Source organism: Streptosporangium sp. H16, from assembly GCF_051918855.1.
In the GTDB taxonomy this organism is placed as follows: domain Bacteria; phylum Actinomycetota; class Actinomycetes; order Streptosporangiales; family Streptosporangiaceae; genus Streptosporangium.
This window is the reverse complement of sequence record NZ_JBPXMD010000012.1, coordinates 152,409-179,066: the sequence shown is the minus strand read 5'-3', so window position 1 is coordinate 179,066 and position 26,658 is coordinate 152,409. Positions and strand designations below refer to the sequence as shown.

Annotated in this window: 19 protein-coding genes; 8 read left to right on the top strand and 11 right to left on the bottom strand. The window is 70.4% G+C overall.

Annotated features, from left to right (window positions below):
- Positions 1 to 149 precede the first annotated feature (149 nt).
- The 3 genes from ACTOQ2_RS21765 to ACTOQ2_RS21755 are packed head-to-tail and all read left to right on the top strand — an operon-like array spanning position 150 to position 3,212.
- A complete protein-coding gene (locus ACTOQ2_RS21765) occupies positions 150 to 1,469 on the top strand; it encodes an ABC transporter substrate-binding protein (RefSeq protein ID WP_440101719.1) in 1,320 nt (439 codons plus the stop codon).
- Position 1,470: 1 nt separating this feature from the next.
- A complete protein-coding gene (locus tag ACTOQ2_RS21760) occupies positions 1,471 to 2,391 on the top strand; it encodes a carbohydrate ABC transporter permease (protein WP_440101718.1) in 921 nt (306 codons plus the stop codon).
- Positions 2,388 to 3,212: a carbohydrate ABC transporter permease gene (locus ACTOQ2_RS21755; RefSeq protein ID WP_440069227.1), complete on the top strand. Its 825-nt coding sequence runs from the start codon at positions 2,388 to 2,390 to the stop codon at positions 3,210 to 3,212. The genes ACTOQ2_RS21760 and ACTOQ2_RS21755 overlap by 4 nt, the downstream gene beginning before the upstream one ends.
- Before the next feature lie 105 nt (positions 3,213 to 3,317).
- On the opposite strand, the gene ACTOQ2_RS21750 is transcribed toward ACTOQ2_RS21755, so the two are convergent.
- From ACTOQ2_RS21750 to ACTOQ2_RS21740, 3 genes are read right to left on the bottom strand one after another with little or no spacing between them, the layout of a single operon-like run.
- Positions 3,318 to 3,962, bottom strand: a complete 645-nt coding sequence (locus ACTOQ2_RS21750) for a LuxR C-terminal-related transcriptional regulator (protein WP_440101717.1) — start codon at positions 3,960 to 3,962, stop codon at positions 3,318 to 3,320.
- Positions 3,963 to 4,002: 40 nt separating this feature from the next.
- Positions 4,003 to 5,793 carry a histidine kinase gene (locus ACTOQ2_RS21745; RefSeq protein WP_440101715.1) on the bottom strand — a complete coding sequence of 597 codons (1,791 nt, stop codon included), beginning with the start codon at positions 5,791 to 5,793 and terminating at the stop codon, positions 4,003 to 4,005.
- A gap of 55 nt (positions 5,794 to 5,848) precedes the next feature.
- Positions 5,849 to 6,202, bottom strand: coding sequence for a response regulator (locus ACTOQ2_RS21740; RefSeq protein ID WP_440069222.1), 354 nt, complete (start codon positions 6,200 to 6,202; stop codon positions 5,849 to 5,851).
- A gap of 200 nt (positions 6,203 to 6,402) precedes the next feature.
- On the opposite strand from ACTOQ2_RS21740, the gene ACTOQ2_RS21735 reads away from it, so the two are divergent.
- On the top strand, positions 6,403 to 7,419 hold the full coding sequence (locus tag ACTOQ2_RS21735) for a hypothetical protein (RefSeq protein WP_440101714.1): 1,017 nt from the start codon (positions 6,403 to 6,405) through the stop codon (positions 7,417 to 7,419).
- Positions 7,420 to 7,514: 95 nt separating this feature from the next.
- Here ACTOQ2_RS21735 and ACTOQ2_RS21730 read toward each other — a convergent pair whose 3' ends face one another.
- On the bottom strand, positions 7,515 to 8,855 hold the full coding sequence (locus ACTOQ2_RS21730; protein WP_440101712.1) for an extracellular catalytic domain type 1 short-chain-length polyhydroxyalkanoate depolymerase: 1,341 nt from the start codon (positions 8,853 to 8,855) through the stop codon (positions 7,515 to 7,517).
- Between the two features lie 342 nt (positions 8,856 to 9,197).
- A complete protein-coding gene (locus tag ACTOQ2_RS21725) occupies positions 9,198 to 10,577 on the bottom strand; it encodes a xylan 1,4-beta-xylosidase (RefSeq protein WP_440101710.1) in 1,380 nt (459 codons plus the stop codon).
- A 416-nt stretch (positions 10,578 to 10,993) separates the two neighbouring features.
- Here ACTOQ2_RS21725 and ACTOQ2_RS21720 point away from each other — a divergent pair, with 416 nt between their 5' ends.
- The gene (locus ACTOQ2_RS21720; protein WP_440101708.1) at positions 10,994 to 11,611 is read left to right on the top strand and encodes a CHRD domain-containing protein; all 618 of its coding nucleotides are present in this window, start codon (positions 10,994 to 10,996) and stop codon (positions 11,609 to 11,611) included.
- 418 nt (positions 11,612 to 12,029) lie between these two features.
- Here the strand turns inward: ACTOQ2_RS21720 and ACTOQ2_RS21715 are convergent, their stop codons facing one another.
- Entirely contained in the window at positions 12,030 to 12,515 is a 486-nt protein-coding gene (locus ACTOQ2_RS21715; RefSeq protein WP_440101706.1) for a MarR family winged helix-turn-helix transcriptional regulator, read from the bottom strand.
- A 73-nt stretch (positions 12,516 to 12,588) separates the two neighbouring features.
- Here ACTOQ2_RS21715 and ACTOQ2_RS21710 point away from each other — a divergent pair, with 73 nt between their 5' ends.
- Positions 12,589 to 13,284 carry a DUF998 domain-containing protein gene (locus ACTOQ2_RS21710; protein WP_440101704.1) on the top strand — a complete coding sequence of 232 codons (696 nt, stop codon included), beginning with the start codon at positions 12,589 to 12,591 and terminating at the stop codon, positions 13,282 to 13,284.
- A gap of 51 nt (positions 13,285 to 13,335) precedes the next feature.
- On the opposite strand, the gene ACTOQ2_RS21705 is transcribed toward ACTOQ2_RS21710, so the two are convergent.
- Positions 13,336 to 14,454 carry a helix-turn-helix transcriptional regulator gene (locus ACTOQ2_RS21705; RefSeq protein ID WP_440101702.1) on the bottom strand — a complete coding sequence of 373 codons (1,119 nt, stop codon included), beginning with the start codon at positions 14,452 to 14,454 and terminating at the stop codon, positions 13,336 to 13,338.
- A 265-nt stretch (positions 14,455 to 14,719) separates the two neighbouring features.
- Between ACTOQ2_RS21705 and ACTOQ2_RS21700 the strand changes: the two genes are divergently transcribed.
- Complete coding sequence (locus ACTOQ2_RS21700; RefSeq protein WP_440101700.1) at positions 14,720 to 16,096, top strand: FAD-binding oxidoreductase; 1,377 nt, start codon at positions 14,720 to 14,722, stop codon at positions 16,094 to 16,096.
- A gap of 119 nt (positions 16,097 to 16,215) precedes the next feature.
- On the opposite strand, the gene ACTOQ2_RS21695 is transcribed toward ACTOQ2_RS21700, so the two are convergent.
- From ACTOQ2_RS21695 to ACTOQ2_RS21685, 3 genes are read right to left on the bottom strand one after another with little or no spacing between them, the layout of a single operon-like run.
- Positions 16,216 to 17,529, bottom strand: coding sequence for a maltokinase N-terminal cap-like domain-containing protein (locus ACTOQ2_RS21695; RefSeq protein ID WP_440101698.1), 1,314 nt, complete (start codon positions 17,527 to 17,529; stop codon positions 16,216 to 16,218).
- 4 nt (positions 17,530 to 17,533) lie between these two features.
- Positions 17,534 to 19,237 carry a maltose alpha-D-glucosyltransferase gene (gene treS / locus ACTOQ2_RS21690; protein ID WP_440069201.1) on the bottom strand — a complete coding sequence of 568 codons (1,704 nt, stop codon included), beginning with the start codon at positions 19,235 to 19,237 and terminating at the stop codon, positions 17,534 to 17,536.
- 45 nt (positions 19,238 to 19,282) lie between these two features.
- Positions 19,283 to 21,415: an alpha-1,4-glucan--maltose-1-phosphate maltosyltransferase gene (locus ACTOQ2_RS21685; protein WP_440101696.1), complete on the bottom strand. Its 2,133-nt coding sequence runs from the start codon at positions 21,413 to 21,415 to the stop codon at positions 19,283 to 19,285.
- Positions 21,416 to 21,767: 352 nt separating this feature from the next.
- On the opposite strand from ACTOQ2_RS21685, the gene glgP reads away from it, so the two are divergent.
- Entirely contained in the window at positions 21,768 to 24,350 is a 2,583-nt protein-coding gene (glgP, locus tag ACTOQ2_RS21680) for an alpha-glucan family phosphorylase (RefSeq protein WP_440101694.1), read from the top strand.
- A gap of 422 nt (positions 24,351 to 24,772) precedes the next feature.
- Here the strand turns inward: glgP and ACTOQ2_RS21675 are convergent, their stop codons facing one another.
- Positions 24,773 to 26,641, bottom strand: coding sequence for an FAD-dependent oxidoreductase (locus ACTOQ2_RS21675; protein ID WP_440101692.1), 1,869 nt, complete (start codon positions 26,639 to 26,641; stop codon positions 24,773 to 24,775).
- Positions 26,642 to 26,658 lie beyond the last annotated feature (17 nt).

Below are 26,658 nucleotides of genomic sequence, written 5' to 3'. Positions count from 1 at the left end.
CCGCCGCGGCCCCGCCGATCTCAGTTAAATCATTAATTATGAAATATATTGACAGCCGACGAGGGCCGATGCAACCTTCTGCTCACGACGTTCACATGACCGACACAAAGCGAATGTCACGTAACGTGTCGACGAAGGAGGGAACACCCTTGAGCGACTTCGACCCCGGTCGCCGCCGGTTCCTCGGGCAGATGGGGCTCGCCGGCCTGGGCGCGCTCGGTGCCGCCGGGCTGGCGAGCGGCTGCGCCACCTCCGCGACGAAGCCCGCCGCGACGGCCGCCGCCACCTCGTCCGGCACTGCCCCGGCCGGGCCGGTCACCCTCCAGTCCAACCTCTCCTCGCCGCAGGCCAAGGCGGCGATGCAGAAGATCGTCGACGGGTTCAACGCGCTGGGCAAGGGGACGGCGACGCTCAACACGGTCGCCTCGGAGACCTACCGCACCCAGTTGCCGACCTACCTCACCTCGGCCAACCCGCCCGACCTGTACACCTGGTACGCGGGCTCGGTCGCCAACAACTACGCCGACAAGGACCTGCTGCTCGACGTTTCCGACGTGTGGGGCTCGATGGGCGACTACCCCGCGGCGCTGCGCGAGCTGTCCACCGACGGCGAGGGCAAGCAGATCTTCGTGCCGATGAACAACTACTGGTGGGGCTTCTTCTACCGCAAGTCCAACTTCGCCAAGTGGGGAGTGCGGGAGCCGAAGACCTGGGCCGAGTTCCTCACCCTGTGCGAGACGCTGAAGGGCAAGGGGATCCCGCCGATCGGCATCGGCCTGGGCGACACCCCGTGGGTGGCCTCCATCTGGTTCGACTACCTCAACATCCGGATCAACGGGGCCGGCTTCCACCGGGAGCTGCTCGCGGGCGAGCAGCGCTTCGACGACCCCAAGGTGAAGGCCGTCTTCGCCAAATGGCGCGAGGCGCTGCCCTACTTCGACCCGAAGGGCAAGGCGTACCCGTTCCAGGAGGCGACCACCGCCCTGCTCGGAGGCAAGACGGGGATGTTCCTCATCGGCACCTTCTTCGCCGACGCCGCCCCCAAGGACGCCCTCGACGACCTGGACTTCTTCCGTTTCCCCATCATCGATCCCGGGGTGCCGATCGTCGAGGAGGCGCCGACCGACGGCTTCTTCGCCAGCGCGAGGTCGGCGAACCCGGCCGGGGCCAAGGCCCTGCTCACCTACCTGGCCTCGGCCGAGGCGCAGGAGCTCTACATCGCGAGCAGCTCCGGCATCGTGCTCCCGGCCAACCCCAAGGCCAAGGCGGCCGACTCGCCGCTCGTCGCCAAGGGCAAGGCGATGCTGGACGAGGCCGCGGACCTCACCCAGTTCTTCAACCGCGACTCCAGCGACGCCCTGCAGCCGACCGCCGACACGGCGCTGACCAGGTTCATGGACGAGCCGGACGAGATCGACACCATCCTGAGCGAATGGCAGACGGCCGCGCAGAAGGTCTTCAAGGGCTGACGTGACGGCCACCTCCTTGCAGGCGACCCCTGCCGGACCGGCGAAGCGGCGGCGATCGGTTCAGCGCCTGTCCCCGCTGCTCGCGGTGTTCGTCCTGGTGCCCTTCGTGGTGGAGAGCGTCTGGGTCTTCTGGCCCGCGGTTCAGGGCCTCTACCTGTCGCTGACGCGCTGGGACGGGCTCACCCCGCCCGAGTTCGTCGGCCTGGCCAACTTCACCGAGCTCGCCGGCGATCCGATCTTCCGGGGCGCGCTCGGCAACACCGTGCTGTGGCTGGTGCTCTTCGGCGGGCTCTCCGTGCTCGGCGGCTTCGGCATGGCGCTGCTGCTGCAGCGCGACCGGCGGGGCGTCGGCTTCTACCGGGCGGCGCTGTTCACCCCGGTCGTCTTCTCGCTGGTCGTGACCGCGCTGGTGTGGCGGGTCTTCTACCAGCCGGACGGGCTGGCCGACCAGGTCCTCACCGCGGTCGGGCTGGAGCACCTGAGCCGCCCCTGGCTCGCCGACCCGGACACCGCGCTCTACGCGGTGATCCTGCCCGCTCTCTGGCGGCAGATCGGCTACGTCATGGTGCTCTACCTGGCCGGACTCAAGGCGATCGACCCGGCCCTGTACGAGGCGGCCAAGGTGGACGGGGCCGGGGGCTGGCAGCGGCTCAGGAACGTCACCCTCCCGCAGCTGCGCGGGGTCAACGCCGTCGTGCTCTCGGTGATCGTCATCGACTCGCTGCGCTCCTTCGACATCGTATGGGCGCTCACCAGGGGCGGGCCGTACCACTCGTCCGAGCTGCTGAGCACCTACATGTACTCGGCGGCGTTCCAGAGCCTGCGCCTGGGTTACGGCTCGGCCATCGCGGTGGTCATCTTCGCGCTCGCGCTCGTCGTGATCCTCGGTTACCTGGTCCGTGCGTTCCGGGAGGAATCATGACAAGGGGACTTCGGACCGGTGCCTTCCACGGGGGCATGACGCTGCTGTCGCTGCTCTGGCTGTCACCGATCATCTGGGTGGTGCTCACCTCGCTGCGCACCTTCGACGACGTGGCCGCCAACGGCGTGGGCAGCCTGCCCCGCTCGTTCACGTTCGACACCTACCGCCAGGCGTGGAGCGACGGCGGCCAGCTCCAGTCGCTGGTGAACAGCTTCCTGGTGACCGTGCCCGCGGTGGCGCTGAGCCTGCTGCTCGCGGCGATGGCGGCGTTCGCGCTGGGCCGCTACCGCATCCCGTTCCGCCGCACGCTGCTGCTGGTCATGCTCGCGGGCAACCTGCTGCCGCCGCAGATCCTGCTCATCCCTGTCTCCAAGTTCGCCGAGCTCACCGGCACGTACGACACGCTCGCCGCGCTGGTCGCCGTCCACGTCGCGTTCGGCCTCGGCTTCTACACCTTCGTCCTGCACGGTTTCATGCGCGAGCTGCCCGCCGCGATCCAGGAGGCGGCCACCATCGACGGCGCGGGCGTCGCGCAGGTCTTCTGGCGCATCGTGCTGCCGCTGACCAGGCCCGCGCTGGCCGCGCTCGGTGCCCTCTCCTTCACCTGGATCTTCAACGACCTGCTGTGGGCGATCACCGTGCTGCGTACGGACACCAGGATGCCGGTCACCCCGGCGCTGCTCGGGCTGCAGGGCCAGTTCGTCTCCTCCTGGAACGTCATCGCGGCCGGCACGATCATCGCCGCGGTGCCGACGCTGCTGGTGTTCCTGCGGTTCCAGCGGCACTTCATCTCGGGCCTCGCGATCGGAGCGGTCAAGTGACGCGGTGGGTGCTCCACGGTGTCACGGCGGAGCGCGGGGGCGCCGTGGCACCGGACCGCGGAGCCGGTCGTGTTCCACCGGGAGTGACCTGCCGGCTCTCGTGTCCTACTTGGGCGGGCCGTTCCGCCGCAGGTAGGCGAGCACGGCCTGGACCCGCCGGTGGTAGTCGGACGCGGGCGGCAGGTCGAGCCGGACGAACACGTGCCGGATGTGCGCCTCGACGGTCCGCGGCGCCAGATGGAGCCGTTCGCTGATGGCCTGGTTGGACAGCCCCTCGGCCATCAGCCCCAGGATCTCCAACTCGCGCGCGCTGAGGTACCCGGTCCGGCTGGGCCGGTGGGCGAGCATCGTGGCGACCACCTCGGGATCGACCACGCAGCCACCCGCGTGCACGCGGCGCAGGGCCTCGACGAACGCGTCGATCCCGGCGACCCGATCCTTCAGCAGGTAGCCGACGCCGCGCGGCTCCCCGTCGAGCAGGGCGAACAGGTAGCGCGTCTCCAGATGCGCCGACAGCATCAGCACGCCGGTGCCCGGACGCTCGCGGCGCAGGTCGAGCGCGGCGCGGAGCCCCTCGGTCTGGAAGTCCGGCGGCATCCGTATGTCGATCACGGCCACGTCCGGGGCGTGTTCGGCCGCCGCCGCGTGCAGGCTCCGCACGTCGCCGACCTCGGCGACCACGTCCACGCCCTCGCCGCGCAGCGCCCCGGCGATGGCCTCCCGCAGGAAGACGGAGTCGTCGGCGAGCACGACCCGCGGGGATCTACCGCCGCCGGGCGTCAACGCAAGGTCAGCAGGCGTCAACGGGAAGCACCGCCTTGATCGTGGTCCCGCCCCGGGCGGGACTGACGAGGGTGAGATCGCCGCCCAGCGCGGCGACCCTGTCGACCAGTCCCTGCAGGCCCGAACCGCCCGCCAGGTCCGCGCCGCCCCGGCCGTCGTCGCTGACCGACACCGCCAGCACGCCGTCCGCGTGCCGTACGCCGACCCGGACGAGGCCGGCCTCGGCGTGCTTCATCGCGTTGGTCAGCGCCTCGGCCACCACGAAGTACGCGGCGGACTCGACGTTCGGCGCGAACTTCGGCAGCGGCCCCAGGTCGGTCTCGACGGGCAGTGGCAGCCGTGCGGCCAGCTCCTCCAGCGCGACGGCCAGCCCCGCCTCGGTCAGCAGCGCGGGGTGCAGGCCCTGCGCCAGTTCCCTGATCTCGGCCAGCGCCGCGGTCAGCCCCTCGGCGGCCGAGGCCAGCACGTCGGGTACGGCCGGGTCGCCGTGCTGGAGCCTGCGCCGGGCCAGGTTCACCTTGAGCAGCGCGGTGACGAGACGCTGCTGGGCGCCGTCGTGCAGATCGCGCTCGATCCGGCGCCGCTCGGCGTCGGCCGCCTCCACGATCCTGGCCCGTGAGGCGCGTACCTCGGCCAGTTGCGCGGCCACCTGCGCGGCCAGCGACCGGTTGGCCAGGGCGAGCCCGGCCGCCGCGGCGACCGTTTCCAGGACGTGCGGGTCCTCACACAGCAGCGGGTCGTGCACGAGGAAGGCCTGGCGGTGGTCACCGCCGCCGATGGGCGTGACGGCCTGGGACGGCGCCGGGTCCAGGGGCACGCCGTGCCGGTCCACCAGGCCGGGCTCGCCGTGCCGGCCGGCCGGGCCCGTGCCGGTCAGGAAGGCCACCCGCAGCGACTCGTCACGCAGCGAGCGGGCCAGCAGATCCTCGATCTCGCCGGCCTCCTTCGGATCGCGCAGCCGCCGCAGCAGCCGGTCGACCGCACCCCGGCCCAGGTAGAAGTAGATCATCCCGGCCAGGAAGGCCAGGGGTAACGCCGCGAAGAGAAGGTCGTACACGTAGACGAACGCGGTGCGGAGCTCCCGGTCCTCGTGGAAGACCAGCCCGACCACGGAGAGCAGGCCGCTGCTCAGCATGATGGCGATGGCCGGTGCCAGCAGGGAGCGCATCAACGCCCGCGCGCTCAGCCATCGGCGGGCCAGCACCACGACCAGACCGGCCGACACGACGATCGCCGTCAGCCGCGCCCCTGCCCTCATGACGTCTTCCATGACCAGGCTGTCGGTGATGAGCAGCAGGCCGGGCGCGTTGCCGGGGATGCGGGCGTGCATGTCCACGAAGAGCGCGTTGAGCAGGCCGTTGCCCGCCGCCCCGAGGTAGGCGATCGCGGCCAGCAGCCGCTGCGGGCGCGACTCCAGCCGCCCGGTGGGGAACGCGAGCACCAGGTGGGCCAGGAACGGGCCGGACGCCGCCAGGGTCAGCTGGCCGACGGTGTGAACCCACGCCACGGGCGACAGCTGCAGGTCCTCGGAGAAGAAACCGATGCCCACCCCCATCATCAGCAGGCCGACCTTGTTGGTGGCGCGCCGGTGGTGCGCCACGATCCCCGAGACGAGGAAGAGCGCTCCGGCGACGGTGTGGACCGTCACCCGGAAGATGTCCGCGTCCGGCACGCCTGCGGCGATCAGGGTGGTCCACCCGCCCAGCGCCGCTCCGCACAGGGCGACCGCCCACATGGCACCGTCCCCGTGCCACCAGCGCCGTGATCCAGCCGGGTCGCCCGCTGCCCCTGGCTTCACGGGAGAAGTCTCACCCGGCGCCCTCCCGGGGTCAACGCGATAACGCCCGAGGTGGTCAGCCGTCCAGGACACGGAGCAGCTCCTCCACCGACAGCGCCCTTTTCGGTACGAACCCGCGTGCGCCGCAGCGTTCCACCAGCGGCCCGTAGTCGGCCGCCTCCCGGATCGAGCTGAGCACGACGTCGGCACCGCCCCCGACCAGCGCCGGGCACACCTCGAAGCCGCTGACGTCGGGCAGCCGCACGTCCAGCAGCACCACCTCCGGTCGCAGCCTCGCCGCCTCGGCCAGCCCGGCCGAGGCGGTCTCCGCCTCGCCGACCACCCGGAACGTCTCCCCGTCGAGCAGCGCGCGGGCGACCTCGCGGAAGGCCGGATCGTCGTCGACGATCAGCAGGCGTCTGGTGGCCATAGGCCACTGTCGCGCGGAACCCGGGACGCCCGCATCAGTGCGGGCACATATTCGCGGCTCCGATTACGTGGTGGCACCGATGTGCGGGCGCCCGGCTCCGGGGACTCTGGAACGGTCCGGAGGACGGGCCGGCGGCACTTCCCGTCCCGGACGAGAACCACGGAGAACACGGATCCCACCGAGGAAAAAGAGGAGAGCACATGAACCGCAAGATCGCGAGAAGGTCCCTTGAGGTCGCCCTGCTCGGCGCCCTCGCCTCCGGCCTGACCACGGTGGCGGCGTCCCCCGCGGCGCACTCGGCCGACGACCGCCGCCCTCCGAGGATCATCAGCATCACGCCTGACGACGGCGGGCTCCGGGTGCGGTGGGGGCCGGACACCTTCTTCTCCGGCAGCGTGCCGGGACAGTCGGTGACCGTGCACTTCGGCGCCTACGCGGAGGGCCACTGGACCGACAACGGAGCCACCACCTCGCACACGATCTCCGCCGCCCGGGTGAAGTCCTACGCGGGACAGGCCCCACGCGTCACCGTCTGCTACCTGTGGCCCGGCGTCTCGCAGTGCGCCGCCAGCGACCCCATCCCCATCCCCCCGGGCCAGGCCCCCTCCTACCCGCCGGGTACCGGCCAGCTCCGCGCGGTCCCCGCTCCGTACGGCCTGAGGGTCACCTACGGGGACTACCGGGCGACGGTCCAGTGGGTGAACGGCAGCTCCCAGTACAACAAGGTGCTGTTCCGGTACGACCCCGGCACCCAGTGGGACCTGTCGGGCAGGGCCACCAGGGCGACCACCGGAACGCTGGTCCCGGGGCGGACCTACGTGTTCAAGGTGAAGGGCTCCTGGTCCGGCGGCATCTCCGGGAGCCGCTACTCGCCCTGGACCGAGCTCAGGTGGACCGCTCCGGCGTATCCGCCGTACTACCCGGGCGGCTCGCAGAAGAAGCCCTACGGTCCCGACACCTGCAAGCAGGGGTTCGTCTGGCGCGAGGCCACCCCCGCCGACCGCGTCTGCGTGACCCCGGCGACCCGGGACCAGACCCGGCTCGACAACGCCCAGGCCGCCGCCAGGCGCGCCGGCGGCGGGCCCTACGGTCCCGACACCTGCAAGCAGGGGTACGTGTGGCGTGAGACCACTCCCGCCGACCGCGTCTGCGTGACCCCGGCGACCCGGAACCAGGTCCGGGCCGACAACGCCCAGGCCGCCGCGAGGCGTGCCTGACGGCCGGGAGCGCACGGGGGCGGGCCGGGGAGTCGACGGAGCCGATCGGCTCCGTCGACTCCCCGGCCCACTGTTTGCGTGCGAGGGTACGAGGGTCAGCTACACGGCGAGCCGTTGAGGGTGAACGAGCCGGGGGCGGCGTTGGTGCCGCTGTAGGAGGCGTTGAAACCGATCCCGGCGGACTGCCCGGGGTTCAGGGTGCCGTTGTAGGGGGCGTTGCGGCCGGTCACGACCTGGCCGGACTGTGTCCAGGTGGCGCTCCAGCCCTGGGTGACCTGCTGGTTCCCGGGGAAGGTGAACCTCAGCTCCCAGCCGTTGATCGCCGAGGTGCCGGTGTTGGTGACGGACAGGTTGGCGGTGAAACCGGTGTTCCAGCTGTTGGCGCTGTAGGTCACCCGGCAGGAGGAGGTGCCGGGCGTGGGCGTGGGGGTCGGCGTGGGCGTGGGCGTGGGAGTAGGTGTGGGAGTAGGTGTGGGGGTGGGGGAGGGACCGGAGGTGTCCAGGCCGAAGAACTGGATCGCGGACTCGGCCATCCCGCTCTGCGGCAGGCTGTGCCCGACACCCGGCAGGCTGTAGGACTCGACCTTGACGGTGCCCGTGGAGTCGGCGTAGCGGCTGCGGTTCCAGCCCGCCCGGGGGGTGTCGGTGGAGGTCGGCGTCTGGCTCAGGCCGTGGACGTTGGTCCACTGCTTGACCGCCTCACCCAGGTTCGGATAGCGCAGGGTGGAGTCCTCGGTGCCGTGCCACAGCTGGACGCGGGGCCGGGCGCCGGTGTATCCGGGGTAGGCGGCCCGCACTAGGTTGCCCCACTCCTGGGGGGTTTTCACGATCGTGCCGTTGGCGCACTCGCTGTTCCATCCCGAGGAGCTCGCGAAGCAGCCGAAGGGCACGCCCATGAAGGCCGCTCCGGCCTGGAACACGTCCGGGTACAGGCCCAGCATGACCTCGGTCATCATCGCGCCGGAGGAGGCGCCGGTCACGTAGACCCGTGAGGAGTTCGCGGTGTAACGCTGCTGGACGTAGGTCACCATGGACATGAGCCCGACCGGGTCGCTCCCGCCGCCGCGCCTGAGCGCCTCGGGGGAGGAGACGTCGAAACAGTTCCCGCTGCGGGTGGCCGACGGGTAGATCACGATGAACCCGTACCGGTCGGCCAGCGAGGCGAACTGGGTGCCGGAGTGGAAGGCCGGGCCCGAACCGGTGCAGTAGTGCACCGCCAGCAGGATGGGGGGCCGGGGCGCCATCCGATCCGGGACGTAGAGGTGCATCCGCAGGTTGCTGGGGTTCGTCCCGAAGCCGGTGACCTCCACCAGGGAGGCGGAGGACGCCGAGGACGCTGAGGACGCTGAGGACGCCGAGGACGCTGCCGAGGTCGTCAGCGCCAGGCCGAGCAGGAGGGGAAGGACCGCGCACACCACGCGCAGGGCCGTTCCCATCCGACCGCTCCCCGGTCCCGGTCGGGCCCGGCGTGGAACATCGCTGTCGGACATCGTCGATCTCCTCTCGGCCACGGCCGATCGCCGGGCCCCCCGACCGTCGTGGCCCGGCGTTCGACGCCTCACACCTGTCGCCGAAAGTTAAAGTTGTTCGCCGAAATTTTCAATCACCGGCGTACGGGTACGGAAGCGGTTCCGGCTCCTGCTTCCTCCCCGTGCCGTTTCCTCGCAGGTGAAGGGCACGGCCGATGCCGGAACCGGCGGGGACATCCCCGCATGTTCCGATGAAAGTTTCCAGATCCGGTCGGCGGCCGTCTCCGTCGAGCCGGGCCGCCGAGGGGGTCAGCGGTCGCTCCACCTGATCTCGTAGGGCCGGAGGGTGAACTCCCTGCCGTCCACGGTCGTGGTGGTCTCCGCCTTGGTGGTGTTGACCATCAGCAGCTTCTTCGGCTGGGCCAGCACCCGGATCCCGGGGGCGGAGGAGGTGACCTTCTCCAGCTCGGCTCCGGCCGGGAACCAGGTGGTGAAGTCGCTCACCAGCTTGCCGGTGGGGAGCATGGCGCCGGTCTTCGGATCCCACATGCACCCCTGGCAGCCCTTCACGGACTGCGGGTTCCAGTACAGCGCAGTGGCGGCGCCGCTCTCGGCGAACTCGATCATCGAGGCGGCCTGGACGGCGAGTCGCAGCGGCTCGGGCCAGGTGGTCTTGTCCTCGGGGACGAAGTACCACTCCGCCCACCAGACCGGCATGTCACCGGTCCTTTCCCGCAGCCAGGTGGTGACCGCGCCGAACTTGCCCAGCGCTCCGAACGCGTCCGGCAGCATCTCGTGCGCGTCGGTCAGCGAGGCGCCGTCGACCACGACGAAGTCGGCGCCCTTCTTGTTCTCGAACCAGTACTCGAAGGCGTCCAGGGCGTTCTGGTTGACGACCCCCCACGGCCCGCGCAGCTCGGACTTGCCGGTCCTGTTGCTGTCGAAGCCGAGGTAGGGGCCGCCGACCTGGGCGTCGGGCCGGGCCGCCTTCACCGCGTCGTAGACCTTGTTGTAGAGCGTGGTGTAGCCCTTGAAGTCCGCGGGCTTGGAGTGGTCCTTCCAGAAGCCCTTGAACTCGTTCCAGACCATGAAGTACTTGACGTCGCGGTACTTGGTGGCGACGGCCGCCGACAGCTTGGCGAAGTCGTCGAAGTGCTTGGGGTAGGGGGCGTCCTCGAGGTGCTCGTCCCAGCCCGCGTCCGAGGTCGGGCCCTCGGGGCCGCCCTTCATCCAGTCGGGGGCGCAGCAGAGCGTGATGACCTGCGTGCCGCCGGACTTCCTCATGAGGTTCGTCCGGCTGTCGAGGTCCTCCCAGTAGAACTCCTGCGGGCGAGGCTGGGGGTTGAGCGCCCCGAACCCCATGATGTGCTGGTTCTGCAGCATCGGGGTCTGCGCGAGTGCCCCGGCCACGACCTGCTCGAACTCCTCGGTGACGTTGTTGGCGCTCACCCCCGTGTGGGTGAACCCCCAGCGGGGCCACGCGGGGTCGACCGGCGGCGCCTTCTGGATCGTGGTGGCCGGCGCCGCCGGTGAGGCGGCGGCCGACTGCCGTATGGCGGGAACCGCCTGGCCGGCGGTGTCGCCGGAGGCACAGCTCGCCGCGACGAGCGCCAGCGCGACGACCCCTGCCGCCGAGGCGATCGCCCGGACGGGACGCCGCCATGTGGATCCCCCGCTACCTGATGACACCTGATCCCCACCCGATCTTCAGCATTCGCTTTGCACCGAGCGTTCCACAGGCGATGTAAGAGCGTCGTACAGGAACGCGGCTCACCGGCAAGTGTCCCAGCCGACCTGCGAAAACGTCCCCCGGGGTCCCGGCGTCGGCGGGCGGCGCGCCGCCGCCGGAGATCCGGCCCACACCGTCCCCTTCACGTGGTCTGTCCGGCTTCATGATGCCCCGGTCGGCCGAGGTGGGTGGGTTTGAGGGGATTTAGAGGACATTGTGTGACCTTGGCCACCTTTGCGACATGTGCGGATTTGTACGCATAACAACGGCGGCTGACTGCCTAGGGTCTGCGGTGTCCAGAAAAACGGTCTGCGGTGTCAGGGAAAAACGGCACGGCAAAAACGGCAAAAACGACAAAAACAAGGTGGAGGCCCTCATGAATGCTCGTGAACAGCTCGGCAACGGACGTATCTCCTGGAAGCTCGCGATGAGCCGCGCGGCGGTGGCCGCGGCGACCGTGGCGCTGGCCGCCGGTGCGCTGGCGGTGCCCGCCGAGGCGGCGGCCGCGCCCACCGCCTCGATCACCGCCTCGATCACCGGCGCGGCGACCGGCCAGGTGTCCCAGGCCTCGCAGGCCTCCCAGTCCGTCCAGACCGCTCAGGCCAGGAAGTACTACTTCGCCGCCGGGCTCCTGGGCAGGAACGAGGTCCCTGAGCCGGGCAAGAAGGTCAACGACCGGGACGGCGTGGCGATCGCGAAGTTCCGCATCCACGGCAACCGCTTCTACTACTTCGTCCAGTGGAAGCGGACCGCCAAGCCCAGCGCCTTCCACATCCACAAGGGCAAGGCGGGCAAGAACGGCCCCGTCGTCATCGACCTGCTGTCCAACGGCAAGATCCGCGGCAACACGAGCTTCGGCTCCGTCGTCGTCAAGGACTCCAGCCTGCTGCGGGGCATCAAGAGCAACCCGAGGAACTGGTACGCCAACCTGCACACCAAGCAGTTCCCCGACGGCGCGGTCCGCGGCCAGCTCACCAAGGGCGGCCGCTGGTAACTCGACGGCGTCCGAGGGCCGGCGAGCGGACGGCGAGCGGACGGCGCGGCGTCATCGGACCGCGTACGAGTCAGGCCGTGAGGGCGGGAACGCGCCGCGGCCGGCTCGGCGGGCTCGCGAAGTCCAGCAGTGAAAACGACATATCGACTCTGGCGCGGTGGAACGGCGCCTGAAGCTCCTGGGCGTGCCGGGCGTGATCGGAACGATCACCCCGGCTACCAGGAGCTTTTCTGTTTCATGAGGCGAATGCCGATCTCTCGACCACGCGGGGACCGGCTGATCCCCACCTGGGGAAAGTGAGATACATGCCCCAGCGGCCCCTGCAGGCGAACGAGTCTGTCGCCCCCGCTGTCCTCTGTGAGCCGCGGCCATCGCCGTCAGGGTGGGGAGGCCTTCGCGGACGTCGGTGAGGCTGTCGTCATGGGTCCGGCGACGGCTCGCGGAGGAGGGCGGCCTGTTCGCGGGCGACTTCGCGCATCCGGCCGAACAGGTCGAGCACCATGGCGATCTGGTCGTCGTCGTATTCGGCGAGGGCCTGGGCCCAGGCCTCCGACATGCCCTCGAACAGCGGCCGGATCTCCGCCTGCCGCTCGGGGACCGGCCGGACGAGCACGCGGCGGCGATCCTGCCGGTCGTGCTCGCGGCGGACCCAGCCGTCCCGCTCCAGCCGGTCGATCATCCGGGTGACGGCGCCGGTGGTCAGGCCGGTCTGGGCGGCGATGTCCCCGGCGGTCGCATGCTCGATCGCGGTCAGCGCGGTCAGGCTCTTGAAATCGCCCAGGCTGAGCCCCAGGCGGTCGGCCACCGCCTGCTGGAACAGGATCCCGGCGGCGATCGTCTGGGTGAGCTCGGCCTGCAGGTGCGCCAACAGGGCCTGACGGGCGGCCGGCTCGGCACTTGACATGTGTCTACCTTACATGCTCATACTCTGCGCATAACATTATCTGCATTGAGCAGATAATGAGAGAGGCAGATAAATGGACGCTCGTAGGTGGTCCCTGTGGTGCGGAATCGCCGGAACCTCGCTGTTCACGCTGATCTGGCTGGTCGAAGGGGTGATCCGGCCGGGTTACGACCCGATACGCAGTTGGATCAGCGAACTCGCCCTGTCCGGTCGCGGCTGGATCCAGATCGCCGGCTTCCTGGTCAGCGGCGCCCTGATCGCCGTCTTCGGACGCGGCCTGCGCGCCGTCTTCACCGGCGGCCCCGCGGCGACCTGGGGTCCGCGGGTCGTGACCACCGCCGGCGTCGCCCTGTTCGCCGCCGGCCTCTTCGTGATCGACCCGGGGACCTACCGCCCTCCCGGCACCGTGGCCGGGACGACCTGGCACGGCATCCTGCACGACATCGCCGGACCGGTCATGTTCCTCTCCGTCGCGGCGGCGGCCGTCATCTACTCGCGTCGCTTCGCCCGGTGGTACGGGCTGGCCACCGGCGGCCTGATGATCGCCCTCTGGTTCGCGGCGGGCGTGCTGAACGGCCTGGACCACGCCGGCCTCTGGTCGCCCGCCCCCGCCGGACTGTTCCAGCGCCTGTCCGTCCTGACCGGCTTCGCCTATCTGGCCTACCTGGCCTACCTGGCTCACCGCGCTCTCGCCGCGTCCGCGCCGACGGCATCCGCCGCGTACCCGGCGACAGGAGGCGAGGAGACGGGCGAGGCGATGACCCGATGAGACCCGGCGCTCTTCGCCCGCTTCTCGGCGGGACGTCCGGCGAGCCCCGTCTCAGCTGTGGACGTGCTCCACGTCGGCGTTCGGGGCGTGCATCAGGGGGCCGTAGTGCTCGGCGAACAGCTTGGCGACCAGCTCGCCCCGGCTGGTGATGCCGAACTTGGTGAAGATCGCCTTGAGGTGGTGGCGCACCGTGTGGGCGGACAGGTGCAGCTCCGTGGCGATGTCGGCGGTCGACAGCCCGCGCGCGACGCACTGGGTGATCTGCTGCTCGCGCGGGGTCAGGCAGTACGCCTCGACGATGATCGGGGCGATCTGCGCGGAGTTCGCCGGTTCCAGGACGACCGCCACCGGACCGAGCATACCGCTGGGGCTGCGCAGGCACGAGGCGTGCACCGCGAGCCAGCGGCCAGAGCTGCCCCGCAGCCGGGCCGCCGCCGGTCCGGAGTCGCGACCGGCCGCGACGCATCGGGCGCGGGCCACGACCGACTGCACGGTGACCATCGGCAGCGGGGTCTGCTGGTGATCCCACCGTGGTCCGGCGAGCTCGCTCAGCCACCGTTCGGCGTGCGCGTCCAGCGAGATGATCTGCCCGGACTCGTCGAACAGCGCGGTGCCCGGCGCCTCGGCGGTGACCGGCGGTGCGTCCTCGGGCGTCGCGATGGCAAGTCCGGCGAGCCCGAGGGCCAGTTCGGGGCCCATCGCGGTGACGTGCCTGACGTCACGCTCGGTGAACGGCCGCCTGCCGGTGTCGCGGAACAGGTCCACCACACCCCAGGTGCGCTCACCGATCCGGAACGCCGCGCGCAGGTTGTCGCCGTAGCCCTGGGGCCGCATGAACTCGCGGTAGCGCGGGCTGCGCCCGGGGAAACCGCCGGTGGCCAGGCCCAGGGTGCCGCCGCCGCCGGGGCTGCGCGCGACGTCGCGGAACAGCAGGACGTCCTCGGTGCCGTACTCCCGGCGGAAGTATCCCTCGCAGTGATCGGGCTCGATGTTCTCGGCCCGCAGCGGTGAGATGGGCAGCATCGTGGTGGGGTCGGTGCCGAACCACACCGCCGCGTCGAAGGGCATCACCCGGCGCAACCGCTGCGACGCCGCGGCGAACAGCTCGCTGCCACGACCCGCCGTGCCGGATTTACGGCGCTCTCCGAACCGTTCGGTGGACGTCGTCATGCATCGATGCTGTCACAGGGGAGCCTCCCCCGAATGAGGGACCCCGCAGCGCCCGGACCAGCGGGTTGAGGGATGTGCGGGCTTCATGGCTCTGGACAGACTGATGGACGACGGCGATCCCCTCGGCCCTCCCGGCTCTGTCGACCCTCGCCCAGGACGTGCTGTACCGGCATGCCCGTCCTCCCCGCGTCCGACCGGCATGTCCGCAGCGCGGGGTTTGTGCTCTAAATCACCTTAAAACTATCTAAAACGGAGAGTCTTCACCATGTCCTCCTCGTCACCCGTGATGGGTCTCGACAAGCTCAGAGAGACTCTCGACGGCGTCCTGGTCTGCCCCTCCTCACCCGGCTGGGACGCGGCACGGGCCGCCTGGCAGCTGGCCGTCGACCAGCGGCCCGTCGCCGTGGTGCGGGCGGCCTCCGTGCGCGACGTCGTGGCCACCGTCGAGGCGGCGGCCAGGCTCGGCCTGCGGGTCGCACCGCAGGCGACCGGGCACAACGCAGCCCCCCTCGGGCCGCTCGACGGGACGATCCTGCTGCGTACGTCGGCGATGCGAGGGGTCACGATCGACGCCGAGCGCCAGATCGCCAGGGTCGAGGCCGGCGCCCTGTGGGCGGACGTCACCGCGGCGGCGAGTGCCCACGGCCTGACCGGGCTGGCCGGCACGGCCCCGGACGTCGGGGTCGTCGGGTACACCCTCGGCGGCGGGCTGTCGTGGTTCGCCCGTCTGTACGGCCTGGCGGCCAACCACGTGCTGTCGGCGGACATCGTCACCGCCGACGGCGAGCTGCGCACGATCGACGCGACGCGCGACGCCGCCCTGTTCTGGGCCATCCGCGGCGGCGGAGGCAGCTTCGGGGTGGTCACCGCCCTGGAGTTCCGGCTGTTCCCGATCACTCAGGTCCACGCGGGCACGCTGCTGTGGCCGATCGAGCGCGCCGCCGAGGTCCTGGGTGCCTGGCGGGAGTGGGTTCGGTCGGTGCCGGAGACGGTGACCTCGATGGGCAGGCTGCTGTGGTTTCCGCCGATACCGCAGATCCCCGAGCCGCTGCGCGGACGCTCCTTCGTCGCCGTCCAGGCCGCGTGCCTGCTGGACCCCACCGTGGCCGATCCTCTGTTCGCCCCGCTGCGCGCGCTCGGCCCCGAGCTGGACACCGTCAGCCCGACCCCGATCACCGAGCTCGGCGCGATGCACATGGACCCGCAGGAGCCGACCCCGATCGCCGGCGACGGTTTCCAGCTGGCCGAATTCTCGCCCGCCGCCCTGGAGGCCCTGCTGCGCGTCGTGGGCCCGCAGGCGGACGTCCCGCTGCTCACCGTCGAGCTGCGCCATCTCGGCGGGGCGCTGGCCCCCGGGCGGCCGGGAGGCGGCGCGGTCTCCGGCATGGACGCCGCGTTCGCCGTGTTCTCCACCGGGATCGTCCCGGACGCGGGCGTGGAGGCCGCCGCGCACGCCGTCCTCGACGAGATGAGCGACGCCCTCGCCCCCTGGAAGGCCGAGACCGCCTTCCGTAACTTCACCGAACGGTCCGGGCCGAGGTTCGACCGCCTCGAGACCCACATCAGGCTGCAGCGGATCAAGGCCGACTACGACCCCACCGACCTGATCCACGCCAACCACCCCGTCACGCCGGTCGGCTGACCACGCCCGCTCGCCCTCGGCTGCCTGGTCCTCGCCGGTGCGGCCGACACCGTCTCCGTGGTCACCCGGGGCGCGCTGATCCAGGACGCGGCCGGCGCGCCGGACGATCTCGCGGACCGTCAGCGGCCCAGCTGGAAGGCCGACATCGGGATGTGCAGCCAGGTCGGCCGGTTGCGGGACTCGTACACCACCTCGTACGCGGCCTTGTCGAGTTCCAGGGCGCGCAGCAGGACGGCGTCCTCGGCGCGGAGGTGGCCGCCTCCGGCGGAGTAGCCCGCCAGGAAGGAGGAGCGGTTGAGCTCGGCCCACTCCACCGCGCGGGGGCGGAGCTCGTCGGCATTGGAGTGGTCGGCCAGCAGGTGGCGGGCGGCGTAGTCGAAGGAGCGGAGCATCCCGGCCACGTCCCGCAGCGGGGAGGACAGGGCGCGGCGCTCGGCGATGGGCTGGCCGGGCTCGCCCTCGAAGTCGAGGATGATCCAGTCATTGGTGGTGCGCATCACCTGGCCGAGGTGGTAGTCGCCGTGGACGCGCTGGACGGGCATCTCCCCGGCCACGTCGGAGACCCGCTGGTAGGCTTCCTCGGCGACGTGGGCGTGCTCGCCGAGAGCGGGCACCTCGTCCACCGCGACGCCCAGGCGGCGGCGGAACTCCTCGACCATCCGCTTGACCTCCTGCGACTCGATCACGTCGGTCGGGAAGGCGGCGGCCATCTCCTGGTGGACCGTGGCGGTGGTGACGCCGAGGCGGTAGGCCTCGGAGCTGAAGTCGCCGCCCGCGTCGGAGGCCGACGGCTCGAGGGAGCCGTACAGGTCGCGGACGCTGGCCAGGGCGAGGGCCCAGCCGTCGTTGGCGTTCGACAGGAACTCCTGGGTCATCGCCAGCGTGGTGGTCTCGCCGTCGAGGTCGGTCTCGATCCAGCCGTACGGCTGGGCGATGTGCGTGCCGTCGCGGCGGGCCAGCGCGGTGACGATCTCCAGCTCGGGGTTCACCCCGGCGGTCAGGCGGCGAAACAGCTTGCAGATGTAGGTGTCGCCGTACACCAGAGAGGTGTTGGACTGCTCGGCGCCGAGGACCAGGCTGCGTTTGGAGATGTCGATCTCCACCCCGTCGAGGTGGCGGAAGCGGAGCGCGCCCAGGTCGCGGCCGGAGGCCATGCCCTCGAGCAGGGTGCCGGTGAGGTCGGCGTCGTAGGCGGCGTCGTAGTAGCCGCCGCCGATGTGGGCCGGTTTGAAGCGGGCCCACTCCGGCGCCTCGCTGCCGAGCAGCAGCTGGTAGCGGTCGCGGGCCCCCGACTGGTGAACGGAGATGATCAGGTGGCGCAGGCGTGGTGACAGCTCCACGTCCGAGTCGACGACGAGGTCGTCGATCGGGCGCCCCTTACCGGCGAACCATCGTTGCTGGGTGATCCAACCGGTAAGGAGCTCCGTCAACACGGCTTTACGCCTCCTGGGATGCGGGTGGCAGGGTGAACCAGTAGAACCCATGCCCAGGAAGAGTCAAAAGATACGGAAGCTCGCCAATCGCTGGGAAAGGAACCCCGCCCATCGTCTCCACGGGGACCGATCCCTCGAAGCGGCGGAGATCGAGCTCCACCGGCTGCGGGAACCGGGACAGGTTGTTGACGCACAGCATCCGGTCGTCGCCGAGCTCGCGCACGAAGGCGAGGACGCTCGGGTTGGACGAGTTCAGCTCGGTGAACTCGCCCAGGCCGAAGACCGGGTGCCGCTTGCGGATGTCGATCATCCGCTTGGTCCAGTGCAGCAGCGAGCCCGCGCTGCGCTGCTGCGCCTCGACGTTGAGCGCCTGGTAGCCGTAGATCGGGTCCATGATGACCGGGAGATACAGGCGGCCCGGGTCGCAGTCGGAGAATCCCGCGTTGCGGTCGGGGCTCCACTGCATGGGGGTACGGACACCGTCGCGGTCGCCCAGCCAGATGTTGTCCCCCATCCCGATCTCATCGCCGTAGTACAGCACGGGAGATCCCGGAAGGGAGAGCAGCAACGCCGTGAACAGCTCAATCTGGTTGCGATCGTTCTCCAGCAGCGGGGCGAGCCGCCGCCGGATGCCGACGTTGGCGCGCATGCGGGGGTCCTTGGCATACTCCGAGTACATGTAGTCGCGCTCGTCGTCCGTGACCATCTCGAGCGTGAGCTCGTCGTGGTTGCGCAGGAAGATGCCCCACTGGCAGTTCTCCGGGATCTTCGGCGTCTGGGCCATGATCTCGGAGATGGGGTAGCGCGACTCCCGCCTGACCGCCATGAAGATGCGCGGCATCAGCGGGAAGTGGAACGCCATGTGGCACTCGTCGCCCCCGGTGGCGGGGTCGCCGAAGTACTCGACCACGTCGGCGGGCCACTGGTTGGCCTCGGCCAGCAGCACCCGGTCGGGGTAGAGGCGGTCGACCTCCGCCCTGACCCGCTTCAGGTACTCGTGGGTGCGGGGCAGGTTCTCGCAGTTGGTGCCGTCCTGCTCGAAGAGGTACGGGATGGCGTCCATCCGGAAGCCGTCGATGCCCAGGTCCAGCCAGAAGCGCAGCACCTCCAGCATCGCGTCCTGCACGTCCGGGTTCTCGTAGTTGAGGTCCGGCTGGTGCGAGAAGAAGCGGTGCCAGTAGTACTGGCCCCGGACCGGGTCGTGGGACCAGTTGGACGTCTCGGTGTCGATGAAGATGACCCGGGCGTCCTTGTAGAGCTCGTCGTGGTCGTTCCAGACGTAGAAGTCGCCGAACGGCCCCTCGGGGTCGTGGCGGGAGGCCTGGAACCACGGGTGCTGGTCGCTGGTGTGGTTCATCACCAGGTCGGCGATGACCCGCATGCCGCGTTTGTGCGCCTCGTCGACCAGTTTCACGAAGTCTCCGAGGTCGCCGAAATCAGGAAGGATCTTCATGAAGTCGGCGATGTCGTACCCGCCGTCGCGCAGCGGCGACTCGTACAGCGGGAGCAGCCAGAGGCAGTCGACACCGAGCCACTGGAGATAGTCCAGTTTCTGGATGAGACCGCGGATGTCTCCGGTGCCGTCGCCGTTGGAATCGGCGAAGCCCCGGATGAGAACCTCGTAGAAGACAGCTCGCTTGAACCAGTACGGGTCGCGCGGCTTTTCCTCGTCGAAGGTGTTAGGAATTGGCTCAGGTAGCTGACTCACCAGTGACTCCCCGCTGTTCTGCCGGTATAGGCGTACCCGGCCGGCTCACCGCTGGTTCGCCGCCGCGGCACGCAGAGTGAAGACGTGCGCTGGGTGGATGTGGGGATCGAGACGCACGTAGTTGTCCTGCCGCCAGCGATACGACTCGCCCGACAGTTCGTCGTCCACGACGAACTCGGCTTGCCAGTCGAGCCCGAGGGCGGGCATGTCCAGCGACACCGTCGCCTCGTGGGTGTGGTGCGGATCCAGGTTCACGACGACGAGGACAACGTCGCCCAGGCCGTGCCGTCGTGTGGCCGTGTCGTAGGCGCCGGGCAACCGCTTGGAGAAGCAGATCACATCCGGGTTGTTGACGCTGTGAAACCGTAGATTACGCAGTTCCTGGAGTGCCGGGTGTGCTCTTCGGAACAAATTGAGTTGTGTAATGAACGGGGCGAGGCTACGGCCTTCTCGCTCGGCCTCTACCCAATCGCGGGGTTTGTATTGATATTTCTCGCTATCAAGGTATTCTTCGCTACCCGGTCTAACCGGCACATTCTCCGCAAGTTCATATCCGGCGTACACGCCCCACGTCGGCATCGCCGTGGCTGCGAGTACTGCTCTGATATAAAATGCCGGGACTCCCCCGTGTTGAAGGTATTCGTGGAGAATGTCCGGAGTATTGACGAACACGTTGGGTCGCATGTAGTGCGACGTCTCGTGGGAGAGCTCGCTCAGGTAGTCCTCGACGTCCGAGCGCGAGTTCTTCCACGTGTAGTACGTGTACGACTGGTGGAAACCCACCTTGGCCAGCGTCCGCATCATCGCGGGGCGGGTGAAGGCCTCCGCCAGGAACAATACGTCAGGGTCGGTGGTGTGGACGTCGGCCAGCAGCTTCTCCCAGAAGGCCACCGGCTTGGTGTGCGGGTTGTCCACCCGGAAGATCCGCACGCCGTGGTCCATCCAGAGCCGCACGACCCGCCTGATCTCCTCGTAGATCCCCTTGGGATCCCTGTCGAAGTTCAGCGGGTAGATGTCCTGGTACTTCTTCGGTGGGTTCTCCGCGTACGCGATCGAGCCGTCGGCGCGGATGTTGAACCACTCCGGGTGCTCCCTGACCCACGGGTGGTCGGGCGCGCACTGCAGGGCGAGGTCGATGGCGACCTCCATGCCCAGCTCGCGGGTCTTGGCCACGAAGGCGTCGAAGTCCTCGAACGTGCCCAGATCGGGGTGGATGGCGTCGTGGCCGCCCTCCTCGGAGCCGATCGCCCAGGGTGAGCCGGGGTCGTACGGCTCGGGCGTCAGGGTGTTGTTGCGGCCCTTGCGGAAGCTGTGCCCGATCGGGTGGATCGGCGGCAGGTAGACGACGTCGAAGCCCATCTTCGCCACGGCCGGCAGCCGCTTGGCGGCGGTCTGGAAGGTCCCGGACTTGGGGGCGACTCCCTGCTCGATGATCGCGCCCTCGGAACGCGGGAAGAACTCGTACCACGACCCGAACAGCGCCCTGCGGCGGTGCACCAGGACCGTGCGCGGGGCCGATCTCGTCACCAGGTCGCGCAGCGGGTGGGCGCGCAGCATCGCCGCCGTCTCCGGCATCTGGGCCACGGCGAACCGGGCGCGCGGGTCGATCTCGGTGTCGCGCAGCCTCGCCGCGACGGCCTGGAGCGCGGCCCGGTGCCCGCAGACGTGCTGCTGCGTCACCTTGGCGCCCCTGGCCGTTTTCGCCGCCGGGGTCCTGCCGCCCACCGGCCTGCCGGTCGCCACCAGGCCGGTGGCGGGGACGGCCGCCGGCCCGCACTCGGCGGCCCGCACCGCCCTCGCCGCGCGGTCGAAGAGACGGGCGCCCTCCTCGCACATCAGGTCGGCGTCCAGGTCACGTGGGATCTTGATGCCCGCGTCGTGCAACCAGGTGGCCATGGGATCACCCCACGCCTCCACCCGGAAACGCCACTCACCCTCGGTGGGCAGCGTCACCTCCACGCCCCACCGGTCGGTGCCGGGGGCGAGCTCGCGCATGGGCAGCAGGGGACCGCGCACGCCGCCGGGGCCGGTGAACACGGCCCCGGCCGCGACCGCGTCGTGTCCCTCGCGGAACACGGTCGCGGAGATCTCGAAGGTCTCACCCGCGGCGGCCTTGGCGGGGCGGCGCCCGCAGTCGACCGTGGGGTGGATGTCCTGGATTGGGATTCGTCCGATCATCGCGTCTCAAGGTAGCGGCGGCACGCCCGGTACCGCCGGAGAAGTCAGCAAGGAAGGATCTTCGTTTTTTCAAGCATTCCCGGGCGGCCGGTCTCGGGGCAAGCGGGAGCATGCCCTGATGGGACGGCCGGTTCCCGAGGGTGGCATGTTCTGGCTCGTATGTCCGGTGCCCCAATAGTCCAGCTTCATGCGTCCCTCTGGATAGAGTGCGGCACCTCTTACTCTTCCGCGAGTCGCCCTAACAGTCGATCACCTGCCTTTGATGTGTTTGGGGTGGATTGATAGCGGTGAGAGGGAGACGCGTGAGTGTTGGGGTCGCCCTCGTGGCGCTGAGTAACTAGGGTCTGGCACCGTGAGAGCAATCCGCAGGTTTACCGTCCGCACCGTCCTGCCGCCGGAGCTGGCCTCCCTCGGCGAGCTCGTCCTCAATTTGCGCTGGTCGTGGCACCCGGAGACATTGGATCTGTTCGGCGAGGTCGATCCGGCCGTCTGGGGGCGTGTCGGGTACGACCCCGTCGCCCTGCTGGGCGCCGTGCAGGCCGACCGGCTCCGCGAGCTGGCCGCCGACCGCCGCTTCCTGAGGCGACTGGCCGACGCCGCCGACGATCTCCGCGAGTACATGACCGCCCCCCGGTGGTACCAGACCATGTCCGACGCCCCCAAGGCCATCGCCTACTTCTCCCCCGAGTACGGCATCGCCGCCGCCCTGCCGCAGTACTCGGGCGGGCTCGGCATCCTCGCCGGTGACCACCTCAAGGCCGCGAGCGACCTCGGCGTGCCCATCCTGGCCGTCGGCCTGCTGTACCGGCACGGCTACTTCACCCAGTCCCTGTCGCCCGAGGGCTGGCAGCTGGAGCACTACCCCTCCCTCGACCCCGGCGGCCTGCCGCTCACCCTCCTGCGGGAGGAGGACGGCACCCCGGTACGCATCAAGATCAGCCTCCCCGAGCACCGCACGCTGCACGCCCAGGTCTGGGTGCTCCAGGTCGGCAGGGTGCCGCTGCTGCTGCTCGACTCCGACGTGGCCGAGAACGACACCGCCGCCCGCGACGTCACCGACCGCCTGTACGGCGGCGGCGGCGACCACCGGCTGCTCCAGGAGCTGCTGCTCGGCGTCGGCGGCGTCCGTGCCATCCGCGCCTACTGCCGGGTCACCGGGCACGCCGAGCCCGAGGTGTTCCACACCAACGAGGGCCACGCCGGCTTCCTCGGCCTGGAGCGCATCCGCGAGCTCACCGAGGCCAGGCTCTCCTTCGACGAGGCCCTGGAGGCGGTGCGGGCCGGGACCGTCTTCACCACGCACACCCCCGTGCCCGCCGGGATCGACCGCTTCCCCGCGGAGATGATCGGCCGCCAGTTCGGCGGCGAGAACGCGTGGCCCACGGTCCCCGTCGACCGTATCCTCGCGCTGGGCGCCGAGGAGGAGCCGGGCAAGTTCAACATGGCCGCGATGGGCATGCGGCTGGCCCAGCGGGTCAACGGCGTCTCGGAGCTGCACGGCGCCGTGAGCCGGGAGATGTTCCAGAGCCTGTGGCCGGGCTTCGACACCGAAGAGGTCCCGATCGGGTTCATCACCAACGGCGTGCACGCCCCCACCTGGGTCGGCCGGGAGATCATGGAGCTGGCCGGCAGGGAGCTGCCCACCCTGGTCGACCGCGCCCAGGGCTGGGAGAGCATCGGCAAGATCTCCGACGGGGACGTCTGGGGCATCAGGGGCCGGTTGCGCGAGAAGCTGGTCGTCGCGGCCCGCGCGCGGCTCCGCCAGTCGTGGATCAACCGGGGCGCCTCGCAGGCCGAGCTCGGCTGGATCGACGACGCCCTCGACCCCGAGGTGCTCACCATCGGCTTCGCCCGCCGGGTGCCCTCCTACAAGCGGCTCACCCTGATGCTGTCCGACCCCGACCGGCTCCGCGCGCTGCTGCTCGACCCCGCCAGGCCGGTGCAGATCGTGATCGCGGGCAAGGCCCACCCGGCCGACGAGGGCGGCAAGAAGCTCATCCAGCAGATCGTGAAGTTCGCCGACTCCGAGGACGTGCGGCACCGCATCGTCTTCCTGCCCGACTACGACATGGCCCTGGGCCAGCTGCTCGTCCAGGGCTGCGACGTGTGGATGAACAACCCGCTGCGCCCGCTGGAGGCGTGCGGCACGTCCGGGATGAAGGCCGCGCTCAACGGCGGGCTCAACCTGTCCATCCGGGACGGCTGGTGGGACGAGTGGTACGACGGCACCAACGGCTGGGCCATCCCCACCGCCGACGGCGTCGCCGACCCCGACCGCCGTGACGAGCTCGAGGCCGCCGCCCTGTACGACCTGATCGAGCACGAGGTGGCCGACCGGTTCTACGACCGGGCCGACGGGCTGCCCCGGCGCTGGCTGGAGATGGTCAGGCACACCCTGACCTCGCTCGGCCCCAAGGTGCTCGCCGGACGGATGCTCCGCGACTACGTGGTCGACCTCTACGCCCCGGCCGCCAGGTCCGCCCGCGCCCTCTCAGGGGAGGGGTACGAGCAGGCCAGGAGCTTCGCGGCGTGGAAGCTCAAGGTCGGCAGGGCCTGGCCGGGCGTGCGGGTCGAGCACGTGGAGGCCTCGGGCCTGGGCGACAGCACCCCGGAGCTCGGGACGTCCGTGGAGCTGAAGGCCACCATCGCCCTCGGCGAGCTGGAGCCCGGGGACATCCGGGTCCAGGCGGCCTACGGCCGGGTCGGCGACCACGACGACCTGGCGGCCCCCTCCTACGCCGACCTGACCGTCGAGTCCGAGGGTGACGACGGCAGGGCCGTCTTCGCCGGGACCATCCCCCTCGACCGCACCGGGCCCTTCGGCTACACCGTCCGGGTCGTTCCCGACCACCCGCTGGTGGCGTCGACCTCGGAGCTCGGCCTGGTCGCGGTGCCCGAGGAGCCCGTCGGCATGACCAACGGCACCCTGCGCTGATCACGTGACCGTCCGGCGCGCGCCGGACGGCGGGGCCCCCGTGCTCCTCCCGGTTTCCGGCGAGGGGCACGGGGGTCTTCGCGTTCCCGAGGGGTCAGGGGGGGTGAGCGGGGTGAGGGGGGTGAGCGGCCCTGCGGGGTCTCGCACACGGTCTTCGCGCACGACGTCCACGGACGGCGTTCACGGACGGCGTCGCGACACCCGCGCTTTCCGGAAGTGTCCTCGTGCCGACACGTTGCGTGGTGAGGTGGGTAGGGTTGAGCACTCGATCCCTGGCGCCCGAGAGAGGTTCCCGGCGCCGTGACCCCGGAGCGCGCCCGATCGTACGGCGCCCCGGTGGCGCGTGGCCCGCGGAGGTCGGTGCCGCGGGCCACGCGGAGAGACCCCCCGTGGCGAAGGGGCGAGGGGTGAGGGGTGAGGGGTCAGGCGTTGGCTTCCAGGGCGGTGCGGACCGCCGACTCCAGGGCGCCCTCGATCCAGGAGTGCTTCAGCGAGGTGTGCTCACCCGCGAAGTGCAGCCGCCCCACGGGGGCGGCGATGGCGGGGTGGATCTCGGTCATCTGGCCCGGCGTGAAGACGGCGGCCTCGCCGAAGGCGTAGCGGTTGCGCAGCCAGCTCTGGGTCCTGCCGTGGCCGGTGTAGAACTCGGAGACGCGCTCCCCGTGCACCTCCTGCAGCCCGCGCAGCGCGTGAGCGTAGCGCTCGGCGTCGTCCATGGAGTCCCAGCGGGAGGCGTCGTCGGCCCACGCGTAGCTGGCCAGCACGACGCCGCCCTCGCTGCCGCGCACCGGATGGGAGGGGAAGTAGACGAACCTGTTGGCGTTGTCGGTGACCGATCCGCCGCCCGTCACGTGGGCCGCGGGCCCCGGGCGGTAGCGGGAGCCGAGCTCGCGCCGCCAGTCCCGCTCGTCGAACTCCCACCAGCGCCTGCGGAACTCCAGCAGCACCTTGGTCGCGGAGTCGTAGTGCAGCTCGATCACCGCGCGCCGCTTCGGGTACGGCAGGGCCGGGGTGATCTCCACGTGGCGCAGCGCGGAGAACGGGATCGTGATGATCGCGAGGTCTCCCTCGAACGTCTCGCCCCTGCCCTGCGGCCTGGAGGCGGACTCGGTGCTGCCCGTCTCGGTGACCGTCTCGACGCGGACGCCCCGCGCGGTGTGCTGGATCCGCACGGCCCGCCGGTCCATCCGGATGTCGCCGCGCAGCCCCGGCGCCAGCCGGTACGGCAGCTCCCGGCTGCCTCCCTCCATCTCCCAGTAGGTCGCCGAAGGATTGACCAGGCTCCGGGTCAGGAAGGTGTGCATGAACGACAGCGGCAGCCGGGAGGTCAGGTTCTCCAGGGTGCCGATGGCGTCGATCGCCGCGTCGCTCAGCCGGGCGTGCTCACGCAGGAAGCGGTTCATGGAGTGGTCGTCGAAGTCGTACAGGACGCGGGCCCAGCCCTCGATCAGCTCCGGCAGCGGCTTGTCGACCCGCGTCGCGCCGCGGACGACGGAGAAGTAGTCCCTGACCGGGTCGAGCGCGTCGTCCAGGATCCTCCCCGCGGTCCTGCCGTCCCGCAGCCCGAACGAGGCGTTGATCTCGCGCGGGTTCCTGGCGTACTCGTCGCGGCGCTGGGTGATGCCGTTGACCCGGATCAGGGTGTGGTTCGCCCGCTCCGGCGCGGTGAACTCCCCCCGGGACGGGCCGGAGCGCCAGACCGGGCCGCGGCGCGGGGTGTAGACGACGGGCGGTGTCGGGCCGCTCGCCGCGTCGCCCGGCCGCACGTCGACGTTGTAGAACAGGCGCCGGGAGATGCCGAGCTTGTCGATCAGGGCCAGGGTGAGCGGGTGGAAGTCGGGGATGCGCATCGCCCCCGCCTCGGCGTACTGCCGCCGGTCGGCGAAACCGGTCTGGAAGGTCTTGATCCGGCCGCCGATCCGGTTGCCGTTGGCCTCGATGACGGTGACCCGGTGCCCGGCCCGCTTCAGCAGCGTCGCGGCCACCAGCCCGGCGATCCCGGCGCCGACGACGAGGATCTTCTTGGGGGAGCGGGTCCTGGGCAGGCCCTTGTCGATCAGCACCTTGAGGTATTCGAGCTTGAGGTCCGAGCCGTCCTCGCCGACGAGCAGCAGATCCCGGGCCACCCGGGTGCAGGTCTCCCAGCGCCCCGCGTCGCGCGGCTCCCGCCCGGTGCGCGCGGGAGCCGGGTCCGTGAGCGAGACCGCCGCCGCGACCGCCGGTTCCACGGCCGAGCCCATCGCTCCCACGGCGCCCAGCCCGGCCAACCTGGCGAATCCTCGCCGGTTCATCCCTGGCACGACACCCT